This window comes from Nocardia sp. NPDC003999 (genome assembly GCF_053604885.1).
Window position 1 is genome coordinate 44,839 of the sequence record NZ_JBSGIB010000001.1, and the last position, 26,299, is coordinate 71,137.

General features: G+C 69.4%; 26 protein-coding genes and 1 pseudogene. 10 read left to right on the forward strand and 17 right to left on the reverse strand.

The genetic code is table 11. The features are described 5' to 3' along the window. Positions 1–23: 23 nt before the first annotated feature. The 6 genes from carB to pyrR are packed head-to-tail and all read right to left on the reverse strand — an operon-like array spanning position 24 to position 7,952. Positions 24–3,332, reverse strand: coding sequence for a carbamoyl-phosphate synthase large subunit (carB, locus tag ACWESM_RS00205; protein WP_355070629.1), 3,309 nt, complete (start codon positions 3,330–3,332; stop codon positions 24–26). Beyond that, positions 3,332–4,444, reverse strand: coding sequence for a glutamine-hydrolyzing carbamoyl-phosphate synthase small subunit (gene carA / locus ACWESM_RS00210; RefSeq protein WP_355070627.1), 1,113 nt, complete (start codon positions 4,442–4,444; stop codon positions 3,332–3,334). Before carA ends, carB begins: the two co-directional genes overlap by 1 nt. Next, complete coding sequence (locus ACWESM_RS00215; RefSeq protein WP_356961716.1) at positions 4,441–4,962, reverse strand: PH-like domain-containing protein; 522 nt, start codon at positions 4,960–4,962, stop codon at positions 4,441–4,443. The genes carA and ACWESM_RS00215 overlap by 4 nt, the downstream gene beginning before the upstream one ends. Positions 4,963–5,000: 38 nt before the next feature. After that, the gene (locus ACWESM_RS00220) at positions 5,001–6,323 is read right to left on the reverse strand and encodes a dihydroorotase (RefSeq protein ID WP_356961715.1); all 1,323 of its coding nucleotides are present in this window, start codon (positions 6,321–6,323) and stop codon (positions 5,001–5,003) included. Then, positions 6,320–7,279: an aspartate carbamoyltransferase catalytic subunit gene (locus tag ACWESM_RS00225; RefSeq protein ID WP_355070621.1), complete on the reverse strand. Its 960-nt coding sequence runs from the start codon at positions 7,277–7,279 to the stop codon at positions 6,320–6,322. The genes ACWESM_RS00220 and ACWESM_RS00225 overlap by 4 nt, the downstream gene beginning before the upstream one ends. A gap of 40 nt (positions 7,280–7,319) precedes the next feature. Continuing rightward, complete coding sequence (pyrR, locus tag ACWESM_RS00230) at positions 7,320–7,952, reverse strand: bifunctional pyr operon transcriptional regulator/uracil phosphoribosyltransferase PyrR (protein WP_379250969.1); 633 nt, start codon at positions 7,950–7,952, stop codon at positions 7,320–7,322. Between the two features lie 628 nt (positions 7,953–8,580). Here pyrR and ACWESM_RS00235 point away from each other — a divergent pair. Continuing rightward, positions 8,581–9,207, forward strand: a complete 627-nt coding sequence (locus ACWESM_RS00235) for an alpha-ketoglutarate-dependent dioxygenase AlkB (RefSeq protein WP_452490518.1) — start codon at positions 8,581–8,583, stop codon at positions 9,205–9,207. Between the two features lie 95 nt (positions 9,208–9,302). Further along, complete coding sequence (locus tag ACWESM_RS00240) at positions 9,303–10,016, forward strand: HD domain-containing protein (RefSeq protein WP_355070613.1); 714 nt, start codon at positions 9,303–9,305, stop codon at positions 10,014–10,016. Between the two features lie 97 nt (positions 10,017–10,113). Here the strand turns inward: ACWESM_RS00240 and ACWESM_RS00245 are convergent, their stop codons facing one another. Beyond that, complete coding sequence (locus ACWESM_RS00245) at positions 10,114–10,689, reverse strand: TetR/AcrR family transcriptional regulator (protein WP_356961709.1); 576 nt, start codon at positions 10,687–10,689, stop codon at positions 10,114–10,116. A gap of 83 nt (positions 10,690–10,772) precedes the next feature. On the opposite strand from ACWESM_RS00245, the gene ACWESM_RS00250 reads away from it, so the two are divergent. Beyond that, complete coding sequence (locus tag ACWESM_RS00250) at positions 10,773–11,759, forward strand: quinone oxidoreductase family protein (RefSeq protein WP_364425825.1); 987 nt, start codon at positions 10,773–10,775, stop codon at positions 11,757–11,759. A gap of 35 nt (positions 11,760–11,794) precedes the next feature. Then, positions 11,795–12,961: a serpin family protein gene (locus ACWESM_RS00255; RefSeq protein WP_452490521.1), complete on the forward strand. Its 1,167-nt coding sequence runs from the start codon at positions 11,795–11,797 to the stop codon at positions 12,959–12,961. Between the two features lie 3 nt (positions 12,962–12,964). On the opposite strand, the gene ACWESM_RS00260 is transcribed toward ACWESM_RS00255, so the two are convergent. From ACWESM_RS00260 to ACWESM_RS00275, 4 genes are all read right to left on the reverse strand, one after another. Continuing rightward, entirely contained in the window at positions 12,965–14,191 is a 1,227-nt protein-coding gene (locus ACWESM_RS00260; RefSeq protein WP_452490522.1) for an FAD-dependent oxidoreductase, read from the reverse strand. 108 nt (positions 14,192–14,299) lie between these two features. After that, a complete protein-coding gene (locus ACWESM_RS00265) occupies positions 14,300–14,833 on the reverse strand; it encodes a DUF4334 domain-containing protein (protein ID WP_355070604.1) in 534 nt (177 codons plus the stop codon). A gap of 89 nt (positions 14,834–14,922) precedes the next feature. Then, complete coding sequence (locus tag ACWESM_RS00270; protein ID WP_452490523.1) at positions 14,923–15,429, reverse strand: DMT family transporter; 507 nt, start codon at positions 15,427–15,429, stop codon at positions 14,923–14,925. Positions 15,430–15,494: 65 nt separating this feature from the next. Then, positions 15,495–16,133: a DMT family transporter gene (locus ACWESM_RS00275; RefSeq protein WP_356961699.1), complete on the reverse strand. Its 639-nt coding sequence runs from the start codon at positions 16,131–16,133 to the stop codon at positions 15,495–15,497. 62 nt (positions 16,134–16,195) lie between these two features. Between ACWESM_RS00275 and ACWESM_RS00280 the strand changes: the two genes are divergently transcribed. After that, positions 16,196–17,449 carry an SLC13 family permease gene (locus ACWESM_RS00280; protein WP_452490525.1) on the forward strand — a complete coding sequence of 418 codons (1,254 nt, stop codon included), beginning with the start codon at positions 16,196–16,198 and terminating at the stop codon, positions 17,447–17,449. A 280-nt stretch (positions 17,450–17,729) separates the two neighbouring features. On the opposite strand, the gene ACWESM_RS00285 is transcribed toward ACWESM_RS00280, so the two are convergent. From ACWESM_RS00285 to ACWESM_RS00300, 4 genes are read right to left on the reverse strand one after another with little or no spacing between them, the layout of a single operon-like run. Continuing rightward, on the reverse strand, positions 17,730–17,993 hold the full coding sequence (locus ACWESM_RS00285) for a YciI family protein (RefSeq protein WP_364425833.1): 264 nt from the start codon (positions 17,991–17,993) through the stop codon (positions 17,730–17,732). Continuing rightward, on the reverse strand, positions 17,990–18,499 hold the full coding sequence (gene nusB, locus ACWESM_RS00290) for a transcription antitermination factor NusB (RefSeq protein ID WP_364425835.1): 510 nt from the start codon (positions 18,497–18,499) through the stop codon (positions 17,990–17,992). The genes ACWESM_RS00285 and nusB overlap by 4 nt, the downstream gene beginning before the upstream one ends. Positions 18,500–18,533: 34 nt before the next feature. Then, complete coding sequence (gene efp / locus ACWESM_RS00295) at positions 18,534–19,097, reverse strand: elongation factor P (protein WP_355070592.1); 564 nt, start codon at positions 19,095–19,097, stop codon at positions 18,534–18,536. A gap of 48 nt (positions 19,098–19,145) precedes the next feature. Beyond that, positions 19,146–20,273: a M24 family metallopeptidase gene (locus ACWESM_RS00300; RefSeq protein WP_364425838.1), complete on the reverse strand. Its 1,128-nt coding sequence runs from the start codon at positions 20,271–20,273 to the stop codon at positions 19,146–19,148. A gap of 223 nt (positions 20,274–20,496) precedes the next feature. On the opposite strand from ACWESM_RS00300, the gene ACWESM_RS00305 reads away from it, so the two are divergent. From ACWESM_RS00305 to aroB, 5 genes and pseudogenes are all read left to right on the forward strand, one after another. After that, complete coding sequence (locus ACWESM_RS00305) at positions 20,497–20,970, forward strand: prepilin peptidase (protein WP_364425840.1); 474 nt, start codon at positions 20,497–20,499, stop codon at positions 20,968–20,970. A gap of 211 nt (positions 20,971–21,181) precedes the next feature. Continuing rightward, positions 21,182–22,063, forward strand: coding sequence for a universal stress protein (locus ACWESM_RS00310; RefSeq protein ID WP_364425842.1), 882 nt, complete (start codon positions 21,182–21,184; stop codon positions 22,061–22,063). Between the two features lie 96 nt (positions 22,064–22,159). Then, positions 22,160–23,368, forward strand: a complete 1,209-nt coding sequence (aroC, locus tag ACWESM_RS00315) for a chorismate synthase (RefSeq protein WP_355071043.1) — start codon at positions 22,160–22,162, stop codon at positions 23,366–23,368. Further along, positions 23,365–23,883 (forward strand): annotated as a pseudogene (locus ACWESM_RS00320) (shikimate kinase); the annotation flags it as partial. The gene aroC and the pseudogene ACWESM_RS00320, both read left to right, overlap by 4 nt. A gap of 365 nt (positions 23,884–24,248) precedes the next feature. Then, positions 24,249–25,370, forward strand: coding sequence for a 3-dehydroquinate synthase (gene aroB / locus ACWESM_RS00325; protein ID WP_355070584.1), 1,122 nt, complete (start codon positions 24,249–24,251; stop codon positions 25,368–25,370). A gap of 64 nt (positions 25,371–25,434) precedes the next feature. Here the strand turns inward: aroB and ACWESM_RS00330 are convergent, their stop codons facing one another. After that, the gene (locus tag ACWESM_RS00330) at positions 25,435–25,914 is read right to left on the reverse strand and encodes a B-4DMT family transporter (protein ID WP_355070582.1); all 480 of its coding nucleotides are present in this window, start codon (positions 25,912–25,914) and stop codon (positions 25,435–25,437) included. Between the two features lie 50 nt (positions 25,915–25,964). Then, on the reverse strand, positions 25,965–26,219 hold the full coding sequence (locus ACWESM_RS00335; protein ID WP_452490528.1) for a hypothetical protein: 255 nt from the start codon (positions 26,217–26,219) through the stop codon (positions 25,965–25,967). Between the last annotated feature and the right edge of the window lie 80 nt (positions 26,220–26,299).

Consider the following 26,299-nt stretch of genomic DNA (forward strand, 5'->3'; position numbering starts at 1 on the left):
CACCCGTTCCGTCCGGTCGCGGCTCACCCACGCAGCACCGAGTGCAGTTCCTGCAGCGACCGCACGCCGATGCCACCGTTGATGCTGGCCTCGATGCCCTGCACCGCGGCCGCCGCACCCTGCACGGTGGTGATGCACGGGATGTTCACCCCGACCGCCGCGCTGCGGATCTCATAGCCGTCCACGCGAGGGCCGGAGTTGCCGTAAGGCGTGTTGAACACCATGTCGACCTCGCCGTCGCGGATCTGCTCCACGATCGTCGGCTCGTCGTCCGGCCCCACCTCGGAGTGTTTGCGCACCTGCTCGCACGGAATCCCGTTGCGGCGCAGCATTTCCGCCGTGCCCTCGGTGGCGAGGATGCGGAAGCCGAGGTCGTGCAGGCGCTTCACCGGGAAGACCATCGCGCGCTTGTCCCGGTTGGCGATCGAGACGAACACGGTGCCCTCGGTGGGCAGCGAGCCGTAGGCGGCGGTCTGACTCTTGGCGAAGGCGGTGCCGAAATCGGCGTCGATGCCCATCACCTCGCCGGTCGACTTCATCTCCGGCGAGAGCAGCGAATCCACGCCGCTGCCGTCGGCGCGCCGGAAGCGGTGGAACGGCAGCACGGCCTCCTTGACCGCGACCGGAGCGTCCAGCGCGACGTGCCCGCCGTCGCCCTCGCTCGGCAGCATGCCCTCCTTGCGGAGTTCGGCGATGGTGGCGCCCAGCATGATCCGCGCGGCGGCCTTGGCCAGCGGCACCGCGGTGGCCTTCGACACGAACGGAACCGTCCGGCTCGCGCGCGGATTGGCCTCCAAAACGTAGAGCACGTCGTCCTTGAGCGCGTACTGCACATTGAGCAGGCCGCGGACGCCGATGCCCTTGGCGAGCGCGACGGTCGAGCGGCGCACCGACTCGATATCGCTGCGGCCCAAGGTGATCGGGGGCAGCGCGCAGGCGGAGTCACCGGAGTGGATGCCCGCCTCCTCGATGTGCTCCATCACGCCGCCGAGGTAGACCTCCTCGCCGTCGCACAGCGCGTCGACGTCGATCTCGATCGCATCCTCCAAGAACCGGTCGACCAGCACCGGGTGCTCCGGGCTCAGCTCGGTCGCCCGGGAGATGTAGCCCTCCAAGGAATTCTCGTCGTAGACGATCTCCATACCCCGGCCGCCCAGCACGTAGGAGGGGCGCACCAGCACCGGGTAGCCGATGTCGGTGGCGATCTTGCGCGCCTGCGCGAAGGTGGTCGCGGTGCCGTACTTCGGCGCGGGCAGACCGGCCGCGACCAGCACGTCACCGAATTCGCCTCGGTCCTCGGCCAGGTCGATCGCGGCCGCGCTGGTACCGACCACCGGCACGCCCGCCGCGGTGAGCCGCTGCGCGAGGCCGAGCGGGGTCTGCCCGCCCAGCTGCACGATGACACCGGCGACGGTGCCGGACTCGCACTCGGAGTGGTAGACCTCGAGCACGTCTTCGAAAGTCAGCGGCTCGAAGTAGAGGCGATCGGCGGTGTCGTAGTCGGTGGAGACGGTCTCCGGGTTGCAGTTGACCATCACCGTCTCGTATCCGGCCTTCGACAGCGTCTGCGCCGCGTGCACACACGAGTAGTCGAACTCGATGCCCTGGCCGATGCGGTTGGGCCCGGACCCGAGAATGATCACCTTCTCGCGGTCGGGCTGCGGCGCCACCTCGGACTCGGCCGCGGGATCGAGTTCGTAGGCCGAGTAGTGGTACGGGGTCTTGGCCTCGAACTCGGCGGCGCAGGTGTCGACCGTCTTGAAGACCGGGCGGACCCCGAGCCGGTGGCGCAGGGCGCGCACACCGCTCTCCCCTGCCAGTTCGGGTCGCAGCGCGGCCAGCTGACGATCGGACAGGCCGTAGTGCTTGGCCCGCCGCAACAGCGGTTCGTCCAGCACGGGCGCGTCGAGGATCTCCTGGCGCAACTCGACCAGACCGGCCACCTCCGCGACGAACCACGGATCGATGCCGGAGGCGGCGGCGACGTCCTCGATGCTCGCGCCCAGCCGCAGCGCCCGCTCCACCTGGTAGATGCGCCCTTCGGTGGGCGTGCGCAGGTCTTCGAGGATCGCTTCGACGTCGGTCCACGCGCCGTCGTCCTGGGTCCAGAAGCCCGCGGCCTTGGTCTCCAGCGAACGCAGCACCTTGCCGAGCGCCTCGGAGAAGTTGCGGCCGAGGGACATGGCCTCGCCGACGGACTTCATGGTGGTGGTCAGCGTGCCGTCGGCGCCGGGGAACTTCTCGAACGCGAACCGCGGGGCCTTGACGACCACGTAGTCGAGGGTCGGCTCGAAGCAGGCCGGGGTTTCCTTGGTGATGTCGTTGACGATCTCGTCGAGCGTGTAGCCGATGGCCAGCTTGGCGGCGATCTTCGCGATCGGGAAGCCGGTCGCCTTCGACGCCAGCGCGGACGAACGCGACACGCGCGGATTCATCTCGATGACGATCAGGCGGCCGTCGCGCGGGTCCACCGCGAACTGGATGTTGCAGCCGCCGGTGTCGACGCCGACCTCGCGCAGGATGGCGATGCCGAGATCACGCAACTTCTGGTACTCGCGGTCGGTGAGCGTCATCGCCGGGGCGACGGTCATCGAGTCGCCGGTGTGCACGCCCATCGGGTCGACGTTCTCGATCGAGCAGACCACCACGACGTTGTCGCGGCCGTCCCGCATCAGCTCGAGTTCGTATTCCTTCCAGCCGAGGATGGACTCCTCGATCAGGACGTTCGCTGTGGGCGAGGCGGCCAGACCGCCGCCGGCGATGCGATCGAGGTCTTCCTCGTTGTAGGCCATGCCGGAACCGAGGCCGCCCATGGTGAACGACGGGCGCACCACCACGGGGTAGCCGAGTTCGGCGACCGTATCGCGGACCTCGTCCATGGTGAAGCAGACCCGGGAGCGGGCGCTCTCGCCGCCCACCTTGGCCACGATGTCCTTGAACTTCTGCCGGTCCTCACCGCGCTGGATGGCGTCGAAGTCGGCGCCGATGAGTTCCACGCCGTACTTCGCCAGCACTCCGCGCTCGTGCAGCGCGACCGCGGTGTTCAGCGCGGTCTGGCCACCGAGGGTGGCCAGGATGGCGTCCGGACGCTCCTTCTCGATCACCTTCTCCACGAACTCCGGCGTGATCGGCTCCACGTAGGTGGAGTCGGCGAACTCCGGATCGGTCATGATCGTCGCCGGGTTCGAGTTGACCAGCGACACCCGCAGGCCCTCGGCCCGCAGCACCCGGCACGCCTGCGTGCCGGAGTAGTCGAATTCGCACGCCTGGCCGATGACGATCGGGCCAGAACCGATCACCAGGATGTGCTCGAGATCCTCGCGGCGAGGCATCAGGCTCCTTCCATGAGACCGGCGAAACGGTCGAACAGGTACGCGGCGTCGTGGGGTCCGGCGGCGGCTTCCGGGTGGTACTGCACGGAGAAGGCGCGACCGTCGACCAGCCGGACGCCCTCGACCGTGCCGTCGTTGGCGCAGACGTGACTCACCTCGGCCGTGCCGAAGGGGGTGTCGAACCGCTCGCCCCGCTCGCCTTCCAGCGCGAAACCGTGGTTCTGCGCGGTGATCGAGATCCGGCCGGTCTCGTGCTCCACCACCGGGATGTTGATGCCGCGGTGGCCGAACTTCATCTTGTAGGTGCCCCGGCCGAGCGCGCGGCCGAGGATCTGGTTGCCGAAGCAGATACCGAACAGCGGCAGGCCCTCGCCCAGCACGCCGCGGGTCAACTCGACCGCCGCGTCGGCGGTGGCCGGGTCGCCTGGACCGTTGGACAGGAAGACCCCGTCGGGCTTCAGTTCGAGGATCTGGTCCAACGTGGTGTTCGAGGACACCACGTGCACCCGCATGCCGCGCTGCGCGAACATGCGCGGGGTATTGGTCTTGATCCCGAGATCGACCGCGACGACCGTGCGGCGATGGTCGCCCTCCGGCTCGATCGTGTAGAGCGCGTCGGTGGTCACCTCGCCGGCGAGGTCGGCGCCCAGCATGGACGGCTGACCGTTCACTCGGTCCACCAGCTCGTCCGCGGCGGCGAGCGCGTCGCCGGAGAAGATGCCCGCCTTCATCGAACCGCGGGTGCGCAGATGACGTACCAGCGCGCGGGTGTCGATGCCCGCGATGCCGACGATCCGCTGACGTTCCAGCTCGTCCGGCAGCGTCCTGGTGGCGCGCCAGTTGGAGGCGCGCCGCGCCGGGTCGCGCACCGCGTACCCGGCGACCCAGATCTTCGTGGACTCGTCGTCCTCGTCGTTCCAGCCGGTGTTGCCGATCTGCGGCGCGGCGGCCACCACGATCTGGCGGTGGTAGGACGGGTCGGTGAGGGTCTCCTGGTACCCGGTCATCGCGGTGCAGAACACCGCCTCACCGAGCGTCTGGCCCACGGCGCCGTAGGCCTGGCCGCGGAACACCCGGCCGTCCTCCAGCACGAGTGCTGCTTCTCCTGTCATCCCTCGTCATCTCCCGTCATCGTCCCGCTCTGATCCGCCGCGGGAAGCCTGCGCCAAGCCGGGTAGACCGACTTGTCGTCGCCGCGGAAACCCGTATCGATCTCGGTTCCCGTCGGCAGCTTCCAGCGAATGACCAGCACACCATCTTCCGTCATCACTTTGCCCGCGTGCCCGCGTTCGGTGCGCACCGCGGTGATGGATTCGTCCGGAATCCAGATCACCGTCGCGCCGTCGCGTTCGAGCAGAATCCCCTTTTCGAACCGCGTGAGTTCCGCGGTGGCCCGGAAACCCAGATCGCCGACGGTGATCCGGTCCTGCCAGCTCGGCGCGATGGTGCTGCCCAAGTACAGGCCGGTGGTCGGCTCCAATACCTGCGCACCCAGTTCCGCAGGCACGGTGGGCAGCGTGCCGACGCGCTCGGCTTGGCGCGCCGCGCGGTTGCGCCAGCCCCGGTACATCAGCCACAGGCAGGCCGCGAACAGGATCAGCAGCCCGACCACCCAGAGTGTTCTCTCCACTACGAACCTCCTCGAACGGCTGCGCCTCGGTTGCTCATCTACGCCTCCGCCCGGTCGACCAGCGCCTTGCCGTCCCTGGCGGTGACCCGGCCGCGCAGCAACGTCGCCGTCACCCGGGCCGGGAAGGTCATCGCCTCGAACGGCGTGTTGTTCGAGATGCTGGCCAGGTCCTTTCCACGCACCGTCCAGCTCGCCTCCGGGTCGACCAGCGTCAAGTTGGCCGGCTCGCCGACCTCGAGCGGTCTGCCGTGCTCGTCCAAGCCCACGATCGCGGCCGGTCGCTCGCTCATCACGCGGGCGACGCCGCGCCAGTCCAGCAGCCCGGGCTCGACCATGGTCCGCACGATGATCGACAGCGCCGTCTCCAAGCCGAGCATGCCGGGCCGCGCCGCGGCGAACTCGCAGCACTTGTCCTGCTCGGCGTGCGGCGCGTGGTCGGTGGCGACGCAATCGATGATGCCCTCGGCCAGCGCCTGCCGCAGCGCGGCGGCGTCGGACGACTCGCGCAGCGGCGGGTTGACCTTGTTGACGGCGTCGTAGGTCTCCAACCGGGAGTCGTCCAGCAGCAGGTGGTGCGGGGTCACTTCGGCGGTGATCGAAATACCCTGGGACTTGGCCCATCTCACCAGTTCCACGGTGCCCTCGGTGGAGGCGTGGCAGATGTGCACGCGGGCGCCCGCGTCGCGCGCCAGCAAGGCGTCGCGCGCCACGATCGACTCCTCGGCCGCGCGCGGCCAGCCGGCCAGCCCCAGCCGGGCCGCGGTCGGCCCCTCGTGCGCGACGGCGCCCTTGGTCAGCCTTGGCTCCTCCGCGTGCTGCGCGATCAGCACCCCGAGCGAGTTCGCGTACTCCAGGGCCCTGCGCATGATCAGTGGGTCGTAGACGCAGTGACCGTCGTCGGAGAACATGCGCACCGCCCCGACGCCCGCGGCCATGGTCCCCATCTCGGCGAGCTGCTTGCCCTCCAGGCCCACGGTGACTGCGCCGACCGGATAGACGTCGACCAGGCCGACCTCCCGGCCCCGCCGCCACACATGGTCGGTGACGACCACCGAGTCGGCGACCGGGTTGGTGTTGGCCATCGCGAACACCGCGGTGTAGCCGCCGAGCGCGGCGGCGGCGGAACCCGTCTCGATGGTCTCGGTGTCCTCGCGGCCCGGCTCACGCAGGTGGGTGTGCAGGTCGACGAAGCCGGGCAGCAGGATCTGGCCCTGCGCGTCGATGATTTCGGCGTCGACCACGCCCAGATCGGTGCCGATCTGACGGATCTCCCCGTCGGCGACGAGCACGTCGACCGGCTCGCCTTCGCCGTACAGCAGCGCGCCCTTGATCAGAACGATGGCGTCGTTCCTTCCACTCATGCCACTGCCTCCTGGGTTCCGACGAGCAGGCGGAACAGCACCGCCATCCGCACGTGCACCCCGTTGGTGACCTGTTGCAGCACAGCGGCTTTCGGCGAGTCCGCAACGGAGGACGCGATTTCCATGCCGCGCAGCATCGGGCCGGGGTGCAGCACGACCGCGTGGTCTTCCAGCAGGGCCAGCCTGCGTTCGGAGAGTCCGTAGGTGATCGAGTACTCGCGGGCCGACGGGAAGAACCCGCCGTTCATCCGCTCGGCCTGCACCCGCAACATCAGCACGGCGTCGGCGCCGATCAGCTCGGCGTCCAAGTGGTGTGAGACGCGGGCGGGCCAGCTCTCCACGCCGACCGGAAGCAGCGTGCGCGGAGCGACCAGCACGACCTCCGCGCCGAGTGTGGCCAGCAGGAAGACGTTCGATCGCGCGACCCGGCTGTGCAGGATGTCACCGACGATGACCACCCGCTTGCCCTCGATGTCGCCGAGCCGCTGCCGGAGGGTCAGCGCGTCCAGCAACGCCTGGGTCGGGTGCTCGTGCGTTCCGTCGCCCGCGTTGACGACCGCCGGGCCGGAGCCGCGCCCCGTGGAGACCGCCCACTCGTCCATCCAGCGCGCGATCTGGTGCGCGGCGCCGGAGGCCGGATGCCGCACGATCAGCGCGTCGGCTCCCGCGGCGTGCAGGGTGAGCGCGGTGTCGCGCAGCGACTCGCCCTTGGCGACCGAGGAGCTGCTCGCGCTCACGTTGATCACGTCCGCGCTCATCCACTTGCCCGCGACCTCGAACGAGACCCGGGTCCGGGTCGAGTTCTCGTAGAAGACCGTCATCACGGTGCGCCCGCGCAGCGTGGGCAGTTTGTGCACCTCGCGGCCGAGCAGCGCCTGTTCGAACCGCTCGGCCTCGTCGAGCAGCTCGTTCGCGGCGGCGCGATCGAGCGCGGCGACCGAAAGCAGATGCCTCACGCGCCTGCCTCCTGTCGCGAGCCGGCGTGTGGCAGCTTCATCACGCCTCCTCCTGGTGCAGGTAGACGCCGTCCCGGCCGTCGTGTTCGGTCAGCAGCACCGAGATGTCCTCGGAGCGGTTGGTCGGCACGTTCTTGCCGACGTAATCGGCACGGATCGGCAGTTCCCGGTGACCGCGGTCGATGAGCACCGCCAGCTGCACCGCGCGCGGGCGGCCGAGGTCGCGCAGACCGTCGAGCGCGGAGCGGACGGTGCGGCCGGAGAACAGGACGTCGTCGACCAGCACCACGAGCGCGTCCTCGATACCGCCTTCCGGAACGGAGGTGCGCTCCAGCGGCCGGTGCGGGCGGCTGCGCAGATCGTCCCGGTAGAGGGTGATGTCGAGCGAGCCCAGAGCCGGGCGGACGCCGGAGAATTCCTCGATCTTGCCGGTGAGCCGCGCGGCCAGGGTGGTGCCCCGGGTGGGGATGCCGATCAGCACCACGCGTGGCGCGCCCGGCTCACCCGCGTCCAGCGCGGTCTTCTCGATGATCTGGTGCGCGATGCGCGCGACGGTCCGCCCGACATCCGAAGCCGACAACAGCTCTCGTCCCGCCGCCACCCATTCCGGGGTATGTCGCTGCGATGTCTCGGCAGCGCCGGACTTGGCGGCCCGTTCTTCGGGCACGGCCATGCCGACCTCCTTCCCCGCCTCACCGGACGGTCCGTTAAAGGATGTCTTACGGCAAGCAGCGTAGCAGCGCCCCGACCCCCGGTTTCACCAGGCATATCGCGCTGTGAGCGGGGCCACTGAGCGCGTAGCCGCGGCCGCTGTCGGCGGACGGCGAGAAACACACCGAGATCGCGGCTGCCAAGGAGTGCGGGATGCTCCAGCGGCGCCACCAAGACGGCCGCCCGGACGTCGTACGTCCACCAGTCGCACGGAAGCGCTGCGGCCCTCGTAGAACTTCCCGGCCAGCGCCTCGAGCCGGCCCCAGCGCGCTTCGCCGTCCAGCTCGGCGACGAATCCGCGTCGCGCGACGTCGGCGAACAGCTGCGCCAACGGGTCGTCGCAGAGGCGGTCGCACCGCCGCGATTCCCAGGCGCGGATCACCGCCACGCCGATCGCAGTTATCGCGACACCGGCTGTGGGGGCTTGCGGCGGTCTTCCGCTCATGACGACTCCCGTCGTCCGATCAGCTTGCCGACCGGCAGCTCATCTCCTCACGCCGGTGGCGAGTCCCGTCGATCGCGGGGGAAGTTCGACGAATATGACCGAAAACCGCTAGCACATATGTTCGATCAGCGGTACGCTCGGCCGCATGTCCACACCGCTACAGGGATCGCTGCTCGACGGGTTCGGTGAGACCGAACTCGGGCCGCTGCGCGACGCGCGCCGTACGGTGCTCGACCACGGCGCCTGGGTGGATCTGCTGCCCGGTTGGCTTTCGGGCGCGGACGCGCTGTTCGACCGACTGGTCGACGGCGTGCCATGGAAAGCCGAACGCAGGTCGATGTACGACCGCGTGGTAGACGTGCCCCGGCTGCTGCGGTTCTACGCGGAGCACGAACCGCTGCCGGATCCGGCACTCGCCGACGCGCGCACAGCACTGAGCGAGCACTATCGGCGCGAACTCGGCGAACCGTTCCGCACCGCGGGCCTGTGCTACTACCGGGACGGGCACGACAGCGTCGCCTGGCACGGCGACACCATCGGCCGCGGCGCCACCCACGACACCATGGTCGCGATCGTGTCGATCGGGGCGCCAAGGGCGCTGCTACTCCGGCCGCGCGGCGGTGGGCCGAGCATCAAATACGTTGTCGGACATGGCGACCTGCTGGTCATGGGCGGCTCTTGCCAGCGCACCTGGGAGCACGCCGTGCCCAAGACGCGCAGGCCCACCGGTCCGCGGATCAGCATCCAGTACCGTCCGCGCGGCGTCCGCTGACCCTGCTCCCACGCACCGTTTCGAGCTGAACCATCGTCGAGGTCGGAAGTGATCGTCGTCCGCCACGTGTCCCTCGCTCCGGTTAGCCTGGCATTATGAGCAATCCAGGGGCGGGGGTCTTGGCCGTGATGCCGCTGCACACGATCAGCGAGGTCTACGGCGAGGCCGGGCTGCGCGAACGATTACTGCTGGAAATCGCCGAGTTGCCGGACACGCAACGCCTGGCCGCGGCGCTCGATCTCGCGGCCGATCTGCATCGCGACGATCGGTACGGCCGCGAGCCCTATCTCAGTCATCTTCTGCGCGTGTCGATTCGGATCATCAGCCATTACGAGGTTCGTGATCCGGACGTGGTCGCGGCGGGGCTGTTGCACGACGCGGTCGAGGACCACGCCGCCGAGCTGGCCGCCGATCGTCCCGGACCCACCGTCGACGCCGCACTGGGCGCGCTCACCGATCGGTTCGGTGCGCGAGTGGCCGATCTCGTGGCCGCGGTGACCAATCCCGAGCCGGATCCGGCCCGGGACCGGCAGGCGCAGTACCGCGAGCATGTCGCGACGAATCTGGACCGGGACCCGTGGGCCCGCGTCATCAAGCTCTCCGACTTCACCGACAACGGTGTGGGCATCCTCTACGCCACCGGCCCCGCGATGGCGAGACTCGCCGCCAAGTACCGCCCGCTCACCGACGTGTACCGCGATCTGGTCACCCGGCCGGACACGCCGCTGGCCGAGCACGTCCGGCAGCACATCCTCGATCAGCTCGACCGAGCCGACGAACGGTTCGAGGCCATTCTGTCGCGGGACTGATCGCCGCGCGAGGTGTGAGCGGATCGAAACCGCGTGCCGCACACAAACGGTCGAGCCGTAGACGGACCGACGCGCCGGTCGCGATGCCGCACGAGCGTCAGGGCGCGCGTAGCACCGATTCGACCAGCTCGCGGACTGCGGCCAGCAACCGTTCCGTCTCGCCCGCGCGGACCATGGCAGGCACCAGTTCGGCGCTCAGCGCGCCGAGCAGTAGCCGCCCGACCACTTCGGCGTCCAGGTCCGGACGCGCCTCGCGCAGCAACGTGGTGATGTGGTGGTCCCAGAACGCGTGGAATTCGGCGGTTCGCGGATGTGGCGGCTCGGTGCGATAGGCGACCATCAGCTCGGAATTGTTGATCACCAACCGCGCCATGGCGTCGAAGTAGGCGACCAGCCGGGCATCGGCGGGCGCACCGGGGCCGAGGGGTGGCGGGCCGCTGGTGACCGCGTCCATGAGCGCGACCGCGCTTTGCGCGACCATCTCGTGCAACAGTCCCGCCCGGCTGCCGAAGCGATGGAAGATCGTGCCCTTGCCCACTCCGGCGGCGGCCGCGACGCGGTCCATGGTGATCGCTTCGGCGCCGTGCTCGGCCAACAGGGCGAAGGTGGCGTCCACTATCGCCCGCCGGTTGCGCGCCGCGTCGGCCCGTTCCTTCGGCCGTCCGTCGCCCATCGCACCCACTTTCTAGACAAGTTGACCGACGGTCCATATCATCGGTGAGTCAATTGGACCGTCAGTCAACTTATGGAGTTCATATGCAGGCAATCGTAATGACGGCGCCGGGCAGCCCGGACGTGCTGGTCACCGCGGACGTCCCGGCGCCACGGGCAGACGCGGACGAGGTGGTGATCCGCGCCGAGGCGATCCCGGTGCTGTTCCCCGAGACCAAGCTGCGCTCCGGCGAGTTCCCGCTCGGCGCGCCACTGCCGCTGGTTTTCGGTTTCCAAGCCGCAGGGGTCGTCACCGAGGTCGGCGCGCAGGTCGATCCGGCGCTGATCGGACGCCGGGTCGTCGTGTCGACCCAGGGTTCCGGCGCTTACGCCGAATTCGTCGCCGCCAACGCGGATTCCGTGGTTTCCATTCCGGACGGCCTGTCCTTCGTGGACGCCGCGGCGGTGCTGATGAACGGATCGGTGGCGATTCCACTGCTGGAGACCGCCGCGCTCACCGGCATCGAAACCGTCCTGATCGAAGCCGCCGCCACGGGCATCGGCAGCGCGCTGACCCAATTGGCGAGAGAATTCGGGGCGGCTCGCGTCATCGGGACCGCAGGTGGTCCCGACAAGGTCGCCCACGCGCGCAAACTGGGAGCCGACGAGGTGATCGACCACAACGATCCGGACTGGACCACCCGGCTGCGCGAAACACTCGACGGCGCGACGGTGGACGTGGTGTTCGATTCGATCGGCGGCGCGAGTGCCGTCGGCCTGCTCGATCTCCTGACACCCCTGCGCGGCCGGATGCTGGGCTACGGATGGTTGTCCGGAGCACCCGCGCAGGTGTCGGCGAGCGACCTGCTCATGCGCGGGCTCACCTTCGTCGGTTGCGCAGGACCGGACTGGCTGAACCGAGTAGCTCAAGCGCGCACCGCCGTTCTGGCCCGCGCGGCGGCGGGCGGCCTCGACCCGCTGGTCGAGGCCGTGCTGCCGCTGGACCAGGCGAGCCGCGCGCATCGCCTGTTGGAGGAAAGGACGGTACTGGGCAAGATCGTGCTGCGCCCGGGCTCCGCCGTGTCCGGATAACGCCGCGCGGCCCCCGGCGTAGCTAGGGTGGGCTGGTGCGGACTTCTGTGGAATCCCATGTCGGCGCCGCCAACGCGCTCACCGCACGGTGGTGCGCGGCGGCGGGCGAACGAGACTTCGTGGTGTCCGGCGCCGGGGTATGGCCACTGCTCGCCCTGCTCGCTTCCGCGGCGGACGGTCCGGCTCGGGACGAACTGACGACCGCGACCGGCTTGCCCGCGGCGGACGGGCAAGCCGCGGCGCTCCGGCTGCTGGACGACCTCGAGCGCGCGGAGGCGGTGTCGGCCGCACTCGGAGTGTGGGTGCGCCGCGACCTTCCGTTGCACGAGCCGTGGTCGCAGTCGCTTCCCGAGAGCGTGCTCGCGCGGCTGGCCGGGCAGTCCGAGCTCGACAGCTGGGCGGCCCGGCACACCGATGGGCTCATCGAACGCTTTCCCCTCACGGTCGATCCCGAGACGCTGCTGGTACTCGCCACCGCGCTGGTCGCGAAGACGAAGTGGCAGGCGCCCTTCGATGTCGGGACGCTGGCACCCGAGGACGGCCCGTGGCGGGGACATCGCGGACCCGGGTTGTCCCGCACGAGCCGCGACCTGTCGAACGCCGCGATCCTGGACGCATCGGAACCGGTCACCCGCGTGGTCGTCGAAGGCGTCGCAGACCTCGACGTCCACCTTCTGCTCGGCACCGGGGCACCCGGCGCCGTGCTCGAAACGGGCCTGGCCGCGCTGTCCGGCAGTGCGCCGATCCGCTCCGACCTGCCGGTCGGCACGAAGGGACCGGGCCTGAACGTGCGTACCGAGCCGGTGGTACCCAACACTGGCCGACTGCGCGTCCAGCTACCGCCTTTCGAGGTCCGCTCCACCCACGATCTGCTCACCGCGCCGGGCTTGTTCGGCCTGACCGCCGCGACCGACTGCACCCACGGCCACTTCCCGGCGATCTCCCCGGACCCACTGTGCGTCGGCCAGGGAGCGCAGGAAGTGCTCGCCCGGTTCGGCCACGAAGGTTTCGAGGCGGCCGCCGTGACGGCCTTCGCGTTGCGCGCGGCAGCGGCCGTCCTGCGGCACGACTACGCGCCTGTCGTCTCGGTGGTCTTCGACCGGCCCTTCGGTTTCCTCGCCGTGCACCGCCCGACGGGTCTGGCGGTCGTCGCGGGTTGGATCGCCACCGCGCCTACGTCCTCCCCCGACGTGCCGGCCTGAGCGCTACCGCCGCGCGAAGTGCGGGGCGTGCTCGGGCAAGACACCGCGAGCGATCAAGAAGGTCGGCACGCTGCGAATCACGGGGATGCGCCGCAGAATGCGGACCGGCAGCGGTGCGCGCGGGGAACTCGCGATGTCGACTCGTCCGTCGAGGGCGGGCGCGACCGCGACGGTGTGCAGGAGTCGCTGCATTCCCTGTGTCACCACGGTCGGGAATCGGCGCCGTCGCTGCACCTTCGCCAACTCCCTGGTGCCGAGCGTCCCCGAGAGCAGCGGCGGAGCAAGGATCCTGGCCGCGGCTACGGCGTCCTGCACGGCCAGGTTGATGCCGACGCCGCCGGCCGGGGACATGGCATGGGCGGCGTCGCCCAGACACAACAGGCCGTTGGTGTACCACTTGGTCAGCCGATCGAGTTTCACCTCCAGCAACTTCACCTCGTCCCAGCTGGTCAAGGCGTCGATCCGGTCGTAGAGCCAGGGAGCGGCCTCGGCCAGACTCCGCATGACGTCCCGCACCGGCCCGCGGCGGGCGGATTCGTCGGCGCCCTTGGCGATCAACGTCGCGCACTGCCAGTAGTCGCCGCGATCGAGCAGCACCGCCACCCGCCGGGCGCTGACGATCGGCAGCGCGCCCGCGGGATCGATCTCGGTGCGCGGCAGGCGGAACCACCAGACGTCCATGGGTGTCGACCACGTGCGGATCGGCAGTCCCGCGGCCGACCGCAGCAGTGAGCCGCGGCCGTCGCAGGCCACCGTGAGATCGGCTTCGATCGCGCCGGTGGCGCCGTCGACGGTCCGGTAGGCGACGCCACCTACCCGGCCGTCGATCCAAACCAGGTCGGTGGCCTCGGTGTTCAGCCGCAGCCGGAAGGTGGGTTCGTCGGCCGCGGCACGCGCGAGCAGATCCAGCAGATCCCACTGCGGCACCATGGCGATGTACTTGTGCCTGCCCGGCAGATGCGTCAGCGTGGCGAGCGTCTGCAGGCCGCCCGAGATCGGCAGTTGCACTCGATCCACCTTGCGCGCGGGCAGTTTCGCGAACTCCGCGCCGAGACCCAGTTCGTCGAGCAGATCGAGGGTGGTGGGATGCACGGTGTCGCCGCGGAAGTCACGGAGGAAGTCCTTGTGCTTCTCCAGCACCGTGACCTCGACCCCGCCCCTGGCGAGTAGCAGCCCGAGGATCATTCCGGCCGGTCCCCCACCAACCACCAGGCAGGTCGTGCGCTCCATCGACTGTGTCTCCCTCGGTCACCACATCGCCGCAAGGTGTCGCCTGTTCGCGCAAATCCTAGTGTGGCGGGCGCGGCGCCGGACCCGGATCGGCGACGGCCGACCGGCTCAGCCGATATCCCGATGCAGCACGAAGAAATACGGTTCGGCCATACCACGCAAATCCATCACGCCGAGCAGGGTGTGCTCGTCGGCGCGCCGGAAATGATCGATGATCGGCAGGTGGTCGTAGACCATCGCGGCACTTGTCACACCGCGGTATTCGACCTCACGCAGACGCGCGGTGTGCTTGCGCGTGCGCAGCGCGGGACGCAGGACCGGCAGCAACTTGCGCAGGGCCCGCACACCGGGCAGCGGTACCCGCCCGGCCAACGCGACCGGGACGCGGCGCGGATCGACGGCGAACACCGCGCCGCCCGAGGTGAACAACAGCGGATGCACGCTGTCGGGGCCGTCGAACTGCTTGCCGTACCAGCCCGAAGCCACCAGCACACCGTCCATCGGATGACCGGTGTCCAGTTCTTCGCCTCGCCAGCGCCCGGTCGTGACGTCCTCGACCCGCGCCGCGGGGAGTCGGTCGAACAGCGCCCACGCCTCCTGTGCGGTACGGATGTCCGTCACGGTCAGCTCGTTCGCGGCCATGTCTCCCACTTCCCTCAGCGAGGCAACGTTGCGATAGCTACCCTATCTGTCTCTCAGAACGCCGCTGTCGACCAGGTCCGCACGGATGTTCAGTAGGTCGCCATGAGATAGATCCCGGCGATGATCATGACGCAGGCGACGACGCGTTTCGAGCTCACCGTGCGCCGCGGGAATCCCATCAGCCCGAAGTGGTCGATCGTGAGCGCACCGAACATCTGTCCCGCGATGATGAGGGCGTTGAACGTACCCGCGCCCACATCGGAGGCCACGGAGATCATCGCCAGGATCGCGGCCCCGCCGAGCAGGCCACCGAAGGGCGCCCAGCGGGGCATACTCCGGATGTCGGCCTTCGTCGGCCACGGCCGGTTCCTGGAAACCAGCAGCGCCACTGTGAGGAAGATCGCGAAGCCGGTGAATGCGACGGCGTAGGAGATCACGCCACACAGCCAGACGTTCTTCAATGCGAGCTTCAGCGAGTTCTGGCAACCCGCTTCCACGGAGCGCAGCGCGCCGCCGACCAGGATGAACGCGAAGATGAGTGCCATCGTGACGCGGGGCAGCGCGGCACGGGGTTTTTCGGCGGCCTGAACCGTCATCGAGAATCCTCGGGAGGGTGCGAAAAGTGGGATGGCTGAAACCGGCAGCGGTGGGCGTACTGCTGTCAGGTGACGCTGACCCTGGGCTCGTCGCCCGCGGGCTCATCGGCCATCAGGTAGATCGCGAGCGTGATCAGCCCGCAGGCCACCAGACGCGGAACGCTGGCGGATCGTTCTTCGAATCCCATGAGTCCGAAGTGATCCATGATCACGGCGACCACCATCTCGCCGACGATCACCAGCGCGCTGAAGGTCGCCACGCCGACATGCCGGGCGACCGCGATCATCCCCATCACCGCCGCGCCGCCCAGCAGGCCGCCGAACGGCGCCCACCACGGCATGTTCCGAACGTCGTCGAGCGTCGGCCACGGCGTCTTCGACGAGAGCGCCAGGAAGATCGAAAAGCCGGTCAGCGCAACGGCATACGAAATCACCGCGCAGAGCCACATGTTCTTCATGTGGTTCATCAACGTGTTCTGACAGCCGGCTTCGGCCGACCGTAGGCTGCCTCCGACCAGGATGAACAGAAATACCAGTCCGATGACGAGGCTCATGGGCAATACATCCTTGGCTCGACGGCGGACGAACACCGAGATTGCGTCGGACACAACGTTTTCCACCCGAAAAATGGGACCGGTTGTGCCGGAACCGACGTCCGACCTGTGTGACCCGCATAACGTACCATCGAATAACGGTACGTTCAATGGGTAAGCGAGGACTGCCGTGGCCCGTCTCGGCCGGGAAGGAACGCGAACGAAGGGCTGCCATGATGGCACTCGTGCCCGAACTGGTCGATTCCTCCACACGGAACCCGCCCGCGACCACCTCCGAGCGGCGGCTCAGCGTCCTGGACCGGGTCCGGCTCGCCCTGCTGGCGGCCGGCCTGCTGTGCGTGCTCACCGGGCTCCTGCCCCGCGACGAGGCCGCCGCGAACATGCGCCGCATCGGCCCGTTACTGCTGTTTCTCGCAAGCGTGATCGTGCTGGCCGAGCTCACCCGGCAGGCGAAGGTCTTCGACGCCATCGCCCATCGCCTCGCGATCCTCGGTCGCGGCCATTACCCGGCGCTGTTCGGCCTCTGCGTGCTGTTCGCCTCCGCGACCACGGTGCTGCTGAACCTCGACACCACAGCCGTGCTCATCGCCCCGGTCATGCTGGCACTCGCCGCGCCCGCTCGGATCCCGCCACTGCCGCTGGCCATGACCACCCTGTGGCTGGCGAACACCGCGAGCCTGCTGCTACCGGTCTCCAATCTCACGAATTTGCTCGCCGCCGACCGGGTGGCACTGACCGCGACCGGATTCGCGAGCAGAATGCTGGCGCCGCAGATGGTCTCGATCACCGCGACGACGGTGTGCCTGTGGGTGTGGTATTGGCGGCGCGGACGCCGGGAAACCGACCGCTACGTGCCGCCCGAGCCGATCCGGCCCGTGAACTTCCGGGAGCGCTCGTTGTTCTACACGACAGCCGGGGCCTGTCTGTTGTTCATCGTCGCGATCCCCGTCGTCGGCGACCGGATCGGCGTCGCGGCGACGGTCGCGGCGCTCATCGCGTTGGCGGCGTTCGCCGTGTTCGATCGCGGCGCGTTGCGGCTTTCGCTCATCCCGTGGCAGCTGCTCGTGTTCGTGGTCGGATTGTTCCTGGTGGTGCCCACCCTGAGCCGATTCGGCCTCGGCGACTCGATGCATGCTCTGATCGGCACCGACTCGGGTGCGTCCGGCGCTTTCCGAGCCGCCGCGGCGGGTGCGGGTCTGTCCAATGTCGCGAACAATTTGCCCGCCTACACCGCGGGCGAGGCGGTGATCCCCGCGCAGAACAGCGATCAACTCCTCGCGTTGCTGATCGGCACCAATGTCGGCCCGATCGTCACGCCGTGGGGCTCGCTCGCCACACTGCTGTGCCTGGAGTTCTGCCGCATGCACGGCGTACGGGTGCCCATGCGACGTTTCGTCCTGACCGGTGCCGCGCTCGCGACGGTCGCCACCGCAGGCGCGGTCACAGCGCTGCTGATGACGAGTTAGCCGCCGAGACACCCGCCAGTCAGCGCCTCGCTTGACCTCGAGTGCGGTCGAGGTACGAGGATGCTGTCGAGGCCGGATCGAGGCGCACGTCCGGGTTCGGTCTCCGCGCGCGGAACCCGAGTTCCGGTGCTCCCGCTGGGCATCCGTACACCCACCAGCGGGAGCCATGCGCGGTCTCCGGTAGGAGTTGCACGGACGTCGCGTTGCCCCGCCTCACGCCGCCGCGCAGGAACGCGAACCGAGCCGGGAAGCCCGCGCAGGCTCCGACGCGCAGTCGAAGTCAGCTCGGCGCCGTGACTTCCCACTCGTAGATCGTGAGTTCCGAGGACCCGGTGGTGTGCACCGGATCGGTGAACACGATTTCCCTTGCGGCGTCGAGGCTTTCGGCGTAGATGATGTACGCGCCCCCGGTGCCGTCGGTGAAGCGGCCGCTCTCCTGCAATTGCCCCAGTTCCTGCAGCGACTGCAGGAACTGCCGGTGCGGCTCGATCACGGCGTTATCGAAGCGCGGTGTGCGCATCGCCAGGACGAGGTACTTGTTCACGCCTCGGACTCCGGGCGGGGGGCCCTCGTCGCGGCAGCGGCGGCGCGCACCTGCGGCGCCACCAGGACGACCTGCCCCAGCACGCCGTTCAGGAAGGACGGGGAGTCGTCGGTGGACAGCTCCTTGGCCAGCTCCACCGCCTCGTCCACGGCGACGACCGGAGGCACGTCGCTCGCGTGGAACAGCTCCCAGACCGCGATGCGCAGGATCGCGCGATCCACGGCCGGGAGCCGCGACAAGGTCCAGTCCTGCAAGTACGACTCGATCGTTCCGTCCACCCGGTCGAGATCGTCGGCCACACCCTCGACCAATGTCCGGGTGTAGGCGTGCACCGGCGCGACCGACTGGTCGCGGGCGGCGAGCTCGGCGCGCTCGTCGAGCAGGTCGGCGGCGTCGACGTCCCTGGCCTCCGCCTCGAACAGCAGGTCGACCGCACGGCGGCGGGCCTTGTGCCGCGCGCCGAGCTTCTTGTACGTGGACTTCTTGTCCACGGGCTGGTCAGCCACGGTCACATCATTCCGGGATCGGCCGGCCCGCGGCTCAGGCGTTGACCCGGCCGAGGTAGCTGCCGTCGCGCGAGTCGATGCGCAGCTTGTCGCCGGTGTTGATGAACAGCGGGACCTGCACCTCGGCGCCGGTCTCCAGGGTGGCGGGCTTCGTGCCGCCGGTGGAGCGGTCACCCTGCAGGCCGATGTCGGTGTGCTGGACCACGAGTTCGATCGAGACCGGGAGCTCGACGTACAGCGGCGCGCCCTCGTGCGTGGCGACCTGCACGGTCATGTTCTCCAGCAGGAAGCGGGCGCCGTCGCCGATGGTCTCCTCGGCGATCGAGATCTGGTCGAAGGTCTCGCCGTCCATGAAGACGTAGTCGGTGCCGTCGTGGTACAGGTACGTCATGTCGCGGCGGTCGACGTTCGCGGTCTCCACCTTCACACCGGCGTTGAAGGTCTTGTCGACCACCTTGCCGGACACGACGTTCTTCAGCTTGGTCCGCACGAACGCGGGGCCCTTGCCCGGCTTGACGTGCTGGAATTCGGTGATCTGCTGGAGCTGACCGTCGATCTTCAGCACAAGGCCGTTCTTGAAGTCGCTGGTGTCCGCCACTGTCTTCGGATCTCCTCGTTCTACCGCTTGGTCTCGGGCAGACCGGCGTCAGTCGACGACGGTCAGGTCTTTGCTGGTGTGGGTGAGCAGCTCCGGGCCCCCTTCGCGCACCACGAGCGTGTCCTCGATCCGGACCCCGCCGCGGCCGGGAAAGTACACACCTGGTTCGACGGTCACCGCCACGCCAGTCAGAAGTGTACCGGTTCCGGTTTTCGCGATTCCGGGCGCTTCGTGGATCTGCAGACCGACCCCGTGGCCGAGGCCGTGCACGAACAACTTGCCGTGCCCTGCCGCCTCGATCACCGCCCGCGACGCGGCGTCCACGTCGGATACCGGGACCCCCGGGCGCAGTGCCTCCCGCCCGGCCCGCTGCGCCTCGGCGACCAGCGCGTACACCTCGCGCTGCCAGTCGGTCGGCGCGCCGAGCACGAAGGTGCGGGTCATGTCGGAGTGGTAACCGCCCACCACCGCGCCGAAGTCCAGTTTGACGAAATCACCCGCGGCCAGCACGGCGTCGGTCGGGCGGTGATGGGGGACAGCCGAGTTCACGCCGGTCGCCACGATGGTCTCGAACGAAACCGCTTCGGCGCCGTGTTCGAACATGGCCCATTCCAGTTCCCTGGCCACCTGACGCTCGGTGCGGCCCGGACGCAGTCCGCCCCGCTCCAGCAGCGCGGCCAGACCGGCATCGCCCGCCGCGCAGGCCGCCCGCAACTGATCCACTTCGTAGGCGTCCTTGACCATGCGCAACTGCTCCACCAGCCCGGGCGAGGCGACGAACTCCAGGCCGGTGCGCTGTTCGAGGAAACCGCGATGCTGGTCGACGGTGACCACATGGCTTTCGAAACCCACCCGGCCGACCTGCCACTCACCGGCCAGCTGCACGATCCGCCGGGCGGCGGCGCGCGCGATCTCGGCCCGCAGATCGGGAACCTGCTCGGCGACCTGGGTCCGATACCGGCCGTCGGTGCCGATCACGGTCCGGTCCTCGGCGGTGCGCGTGTCCCAGGAATGCACCAGCAACGCCGCGTTGGAGCCGGTGAACCCGGTCAGATATCTGATATTTACCAGATCGGTGACCAGCAGGGCGTCCACCCCGTTCTCCACCAGCAGGCTGCGCAGCGCGCCACGCCGCGCCGCGTAATCCGGCACATGACCCTGGTGATCAGCACACATGTCTCAAAACTACCGCCGACACACCGCACACCGACAGCCAACGCGTGATCGGCATGGCCGCCCGCGGCTGTCGAATCATCGATTTTCGCCCGAAAACATTGCGGCCCAGCATTTCTCGACAGTCGGAGGACTACTGACCCATAGCCTGTTCACACCCGAACCGGTTGTGCACATTCCGGGCCGGAGCGGATGATCCGCGCCGGAACCGGGCCAAGGTGGAGCCATGACTCCACTCGCGTGCGCCGCGCTCACCGTCTGGTGCGCGGCACTGACGACGTTCGACCTGCGTGAAGGACGCCTCCCGAACCGGCTGACCGGCTCCGGAGCGCTGGTCGTGCTCGGATATGCCCTGCACACAAAGCATTTCACCGCCGCTCTGCTGGGCGCGCTGTTGCTTTCGGCGCCGTACCTGCTGGTGCACCTCGCCGCGCCCGCCGCGCTGGGCGCGGGCGACGTCAAGCTCGCGGTGATGCTGGGCGGGGCGACCGCCCTTGGCGGCGCCCGTCCGTGGGTTTGGGCGGCACTCGGAGCACCGGCGCTCACCGCATGCGTCGCGCTCGGAGCACTGGTCTGCCGACGCGCATTCGGCTCCCGCCCCGCCGACCCGGGCGACAGCGCGCTCACCGTGCCGCACGGCCCTGCGATGTGCCTGGCGACATTGCTGGCCCTACTGTCGCCGGTCTTCGACTCGACCTGAGTCCGCTCCGCCCGACGCCACCAGAATGCCGCCGGACCGCGCTGGACGCCGCACAAAGCCAGCAAATCAATAGCAATTCATCGGTAGCATCAATCGCGGGCAACGACTTTCCGACCCGCCGCCACGTCAGCGCTCGAGATGCGGCGCCTCGGAGAAGTCGCCCCTCGAGTGCGCCAGTACCGCGGAAGCAGCGTCGAGAAGGAGCCGCCCAGTGAATCCGAGGCATCCGTCGCGGGGACCGATCGTCGTGGGAACCGACGGTTCGGAGCAATCGATCGTCGCGGTCCGCTGGGCGGCGCAGACCGCCGCGCTGCACGACGCTCCGCTGCACATCTCGCTCGTCGTGGAGTCCTCGCTCGGCTCCGACGACGACGATCCCCCGCGTCCGGCGGCGCTGCTGCGGGTGCGCGAGGCGGACGAGGCGATCGAGCGCGCGGCGGACGCCGCCGTGGCGGCCGCGCACACCGTGCGCGACATCACCATCGGCACCGAGATCCGCACGGCGCACATCGCCACCGCCCTCATCGAACGCTCCCGGAGCGCGGCGATGCTCGTGGTCGGCACCCGCGGGATCGGCCGCGTCCAGCGTGTCCTCCTCGGCTCGGTCAGCACCGCCGTCTCCAGGGACGCCGAATGCCCCGTGGCGGTGGTGCCCGCCGAGACGCCGCTGTGGGACCGGGCGACCACCAACCCGGTGATCGTCGGCGTGGACGGCTCCACCGCCGAGCAGGCCGCCATCGGGGTCGCCGCGACCGAGGCGTCGCTCCGCGGGGTCGAACTGGTGGCCGTGCACACCTGGGGTGAGGTCGAGCCGCTGGCCGCGATCGGCACCGACTGGGCCGCCCTGCGCCGGACCGAGGAGGCGTTGCTCGCGACCAGCTTGGCCGGCTGGCAGGAGCAGTACCCGGAGCTGACCATCCGGCGCGAGGTCGTCCGCGACCGTCCGGAGCGAGGGTTGCTCGAACGCTCCCGCGACGGACAGCTGCTGGTGGTGGGCAACCGCGGCCGAGGAACTTTGCGGCGACTGCTGTTCGGCTCGGTCGGTGACGCGCTGCTCCGCTCGGTGGACCGCCCCATTGTCATAGCCCGCTGAGCGCCTCGGCCCGCGGTACCCGGGCTCCCCGGCGTGCGGTTCGTCACGGCGGGCCACGTTCCGGAGCACCGGCGTCGACATGGGAAGATGAACAATGTGCTGCGTTGGATAACTGCCGGAGAATCCCATGGTCCCGCTCTCGTCGCCCTCCTGGAGGGGATGGTGGCAGGCGTCGAGGTCACGTCCGACGAGATCTCCGCGCAGCTGGCCCGTCGCAGGCTCGGCTACGGTCGCGGCGCCCGGATGAAGTTCGAGGCCGACAAGGTCACCGTCATCGGCGGCGTGCGGCACGGGCGCACCATGGGCGGCCCGGTGGCCATCGAGGTGGCCAACTCCGAGTGGCCGAAGTGGACCACGGTGATGTCCGCCGATCCGGTCGATCCGGCCGAACTCGCCGACCTGGCCCGCAACGCACCCTTGACCAGGCCCAGGCCCGGGCACGCCGACTACTCCGGCATGCTCAAGTACAACTTCGACGACGCCCGTAACGTGCTCGAGCGCGCCAGCGCCAGGGAGACCGCCGCGCGCGTCGCGGCGGGCACCGTCGCGCGCAATTTCCTGCGCCAGGCGTTCGGCGCGGAGGTCGTCTCGCACGTCGTGTCGATCGGCGCGGCGCAGAACACTTCCGGCCTCGTGCCGAGCGCCGCCGATCTCGCCGCGGTGGACGAGAGCCCGGTGCGTGCCTTCGACAAGGACGCCGAAGCCGCGATGATCGCGGAGATCGAGGCCGCCAAGAAGGACGGCGACACCCTCGGTGGCGTTGTCGAGGTGGTCGTGGCGGGACTTCCGGTCGGCCTCGGCTCGTTCACCAGCGGCGAGAACCGGCTGGACGCGCGGCTCGCCGCCGCGCTGATGGGCATCCAGGCCATCAAGGGCGTCGAGGTCGGCGACGGTTTCGAGACCGCGCGCCGCCGCGGCAGCCAGGCGCACGACGAGATGCGCCCCGGCCCCGACGGCGTGCTGCGTTCCACCAACCGCGCCGGCGGACTGGAAGGCGGCATGACCAACGGCGAGGCGCTGCGCGTGCGCGCGGCCATGAAGCCGATCTCCACGGTGCCGCGCGCGCTGTCCACCGTCGACATGACCACCGGCGACGAGGCCGTCGCCATCCATCAGCGCTCGGACGTCTGCGCCGTGCCCGCCGCGGGCGTGGTCGCCGAATCCATGGTGGCGCTGGTCGTCGCGCAGGCCGCGCTGGAGAAGTTCGGCGGCGACTCGCTCACCGAGACCGTCGAGAACATCACCAGCTACGTCAAGCGCATCAGCACTCGCCCGCACGTGCCCGCGGACAGTCGGTCGCAATGATCGTGCAGACCGATCCGCGCGCCCCGCGCGTGGTGCTGGTCGGACCGCCGGGGGCGGGGAAATCCACGATCGGCCGCAAGCTCGCCAGGGAACTCGGCGTCGAGCTGTACGACACCGATGCCGGCATCGAGCGGGAGACCGGTCGCACGATCCCGGAGATATTCGCCGAAGACGGTGAGCCCGAATTCCGCAAGATCGAGGAGCGGGTGGTGCGCCGCGCCGTCCTCGCCGAACGCGGTGTGGTCTCGCTCGGCGGCGGTGCCGTGCTGTCCGAGCACACCAGGGCACTCCTGCGCGGCCGCACCGTCGTCTACCTGGAGATCAGTATCGCGGAGGGTCTTCGGCGCACCGGCGCGAGCACGCAGCGGCCGCTGCTCAACGGCGCCGACCCCGGCGCGAAGTACCGGGAACTGATGCGTACCCGTCGGCCGCTGTACCGGGAAGTGGCGACCGTCCGGGTTCGTACCGACGGCCGCAGTCCCGGCCGCGTGGTGCGGATGATCATGACCAAGCTCGGTATGGAGCCGGTCGAACCGGCCGAAACGGATCTCCGGCCACCGCCGAGCGGAATCCCGCAGGGCAGCAGCCGATCCCGGGCCCGCCGACGTGCGAGAGCAAGAGCGGCGGCGCGGCGCAAGACCGCCGATCAGTCCGAGACCACCGACACCGCGACCGGCGCCGCGGCGGAAGCGGCGGTTACCGCCACGGTGCGCTCCCGGCGCAGCCGCAGGAGCGTCACGAGCGAACCCGACGCCGAGGGCGGGGTGGGCAACGGGGAGACGGCGGCGGGCAGCCGATCCCGGCGCGCCCGCGCACGCCGCGCCCGCTCCCGGGCGCGGCAGCAGTCGACAACAGCAACAACAGAATCGGAGCAAGCCACGTGACAGAGCCGAGTCGTCTCGAAGTCCGGACCGCCGACCCGTACCAGGTGATCATCGGCCGCGGGTTGCTCGGCGAACTCGTCGAGTCCGTCCACAGCGCGACCAAAGGTGTGCGCACCGTGGCCGTCTTCCATCAGCCGCCGCTCACCGAGACCGCCGAAGTGGTGCGAAAGGCGCTGGCCGACACCGGTATCGACGCGCACCGGATCGAGATCCCGGACGCCGAGGCGGGCAAGGAACTCGCGGTCGCCGGCTTCTGCTGGGAGGTGCTGGGGCGTATCGGCCTGACCCGCAACGACGTCGTGGTCAGCCTCGGCGGCGGCGCGGCGACCGATCTGGCCGGTTTCGTCGCCGCCACCTGGATGCGCGGGGTGCGGATCGTGCACGTGCCGACCACGCTGCTGGCGATGGTCGATGCGGCGGTCGGCGGCAAGACCGGCATCAACACCGAGGCGGGCAAGAATCTCGTCGGCTGCTTCCACGAGCCGGCCGCCGTGCTGGTCGACCTGGCCACCCTGGAGACGGTGCCGCGCAACGAGATCGTCGCGGGCATGGCGGAGATCATCAAAGCCGGTTTCATCGCCGACCCGGTGATCCTGGAGCTGGTGGAGCGCGACCCGGAGGCCGCCCTCGACCCGTCCGGCGAGGTGCTGCCAGAGCTGATCCGTCGCGCGATCCAGGTGAAAGCCGACGTCGTCGCCGCCGATCTGAAGGAATCCAGCCTCCGCGAGATCCTGAACTACGGTCACACCCTGGGGCACGCGATCGAACGGCGGGAGCGTTACCGGTGGCGGCACGGCGCCGCGGTCTCCGTCGGACTGGTGTTCGCCGCCGAGCTCGGTCGTCTCGCGGGTCGTCTCGATGACGCCACCGCCGACCGTCATCGCGCGATCCTGTCCGCCGTCGGCCTGCCGACCAGCTACGACGCCGACGCGCTGCCTCAGCTGCTGGACGCCATGCAGACGGACAAGAAGACCCGCTCCGGCGTGCTGCGCTTCGTCGTGCTCGACGGCCTGGCCAAACCCGGACGCTTGGAAGGACCCGATCCCGCCCTGCTGGCCGCCGCTTACTCGGCGATCGCGCGGGAGGACAGTCCGAGCGGCGGCGCGGTGCTGCTCTAGCCCGCGGCGGCCGCGAGAGACGAAAACGGCGCGCCCGCTGCGGGCGCGCCGTTTTCTCGTGGAATCAGATCGCGCTGCCCGCGGCGGAGTACAGCGACGGCGGGGTGGAGCGCCCCTTGCCGTTCTGCCGCTCGGCCAGCATCCGGCCGACGCCGACACCGATCAGCGCGGGCACGAAGATCAGCAGGATGATGAACGCCGCGCCCGCCGTGAGTTCGAACAGCAGGCCGTTGTCACCGAGATCGAACCGGGGAGCCCAGTCCAGGATCCAGGACGCCAGGCCGCTGCCGACACCACCCACAACGGCGGCCTTCAGCCACATCATGGTCAGATCGGCGCCGCGTTCGGCGTCCCCGCTCTCGACGCGGTCCCTGCGACCGTCCAGCACACCCCAGGCCGCGATGGCCGCGACCAGCACGACCAGGCACAGGATGCGCATCAGTGCCCCGTGTGTCGGCCAGTACACCATCGCGAACCCGAGCCCGGCACGCAACGCCACCACCAGCGCGCCGAGCACGACGGCCCGCAACAACCAAGCATTCATGCGAAACACCATAGCCGTGTTTCTCGGCAGCGACTACGGCCCTGCGTGTCTCAGTTGGATGGAATCCAGAGGTCGTACCTACCGCTACCGTCGTTCCGCTGAATGCACTTCCCGTCCTTGTGCCACAGCGGCGCCTCTTTCATGCAGTTCGCCAGCGCGACGTTCGACGCCGCGGCCACGCACTGGAACCCCCAAGTCGGCTGCGCCGATGCGCAGCCATCGGCTTTCGCCGCCGACTGTCCGGCGAAGACGAACGCGGATGCCGCGATCCCCATCGCGACGGTGACTCCGAGTCGAATCAACACAACGCTACCCCTCCCGTTGAAACGCGTTGGAGGACAGCATAACCGGCGATCACGACAGCGGAAAGAGCAGAGACGCACCG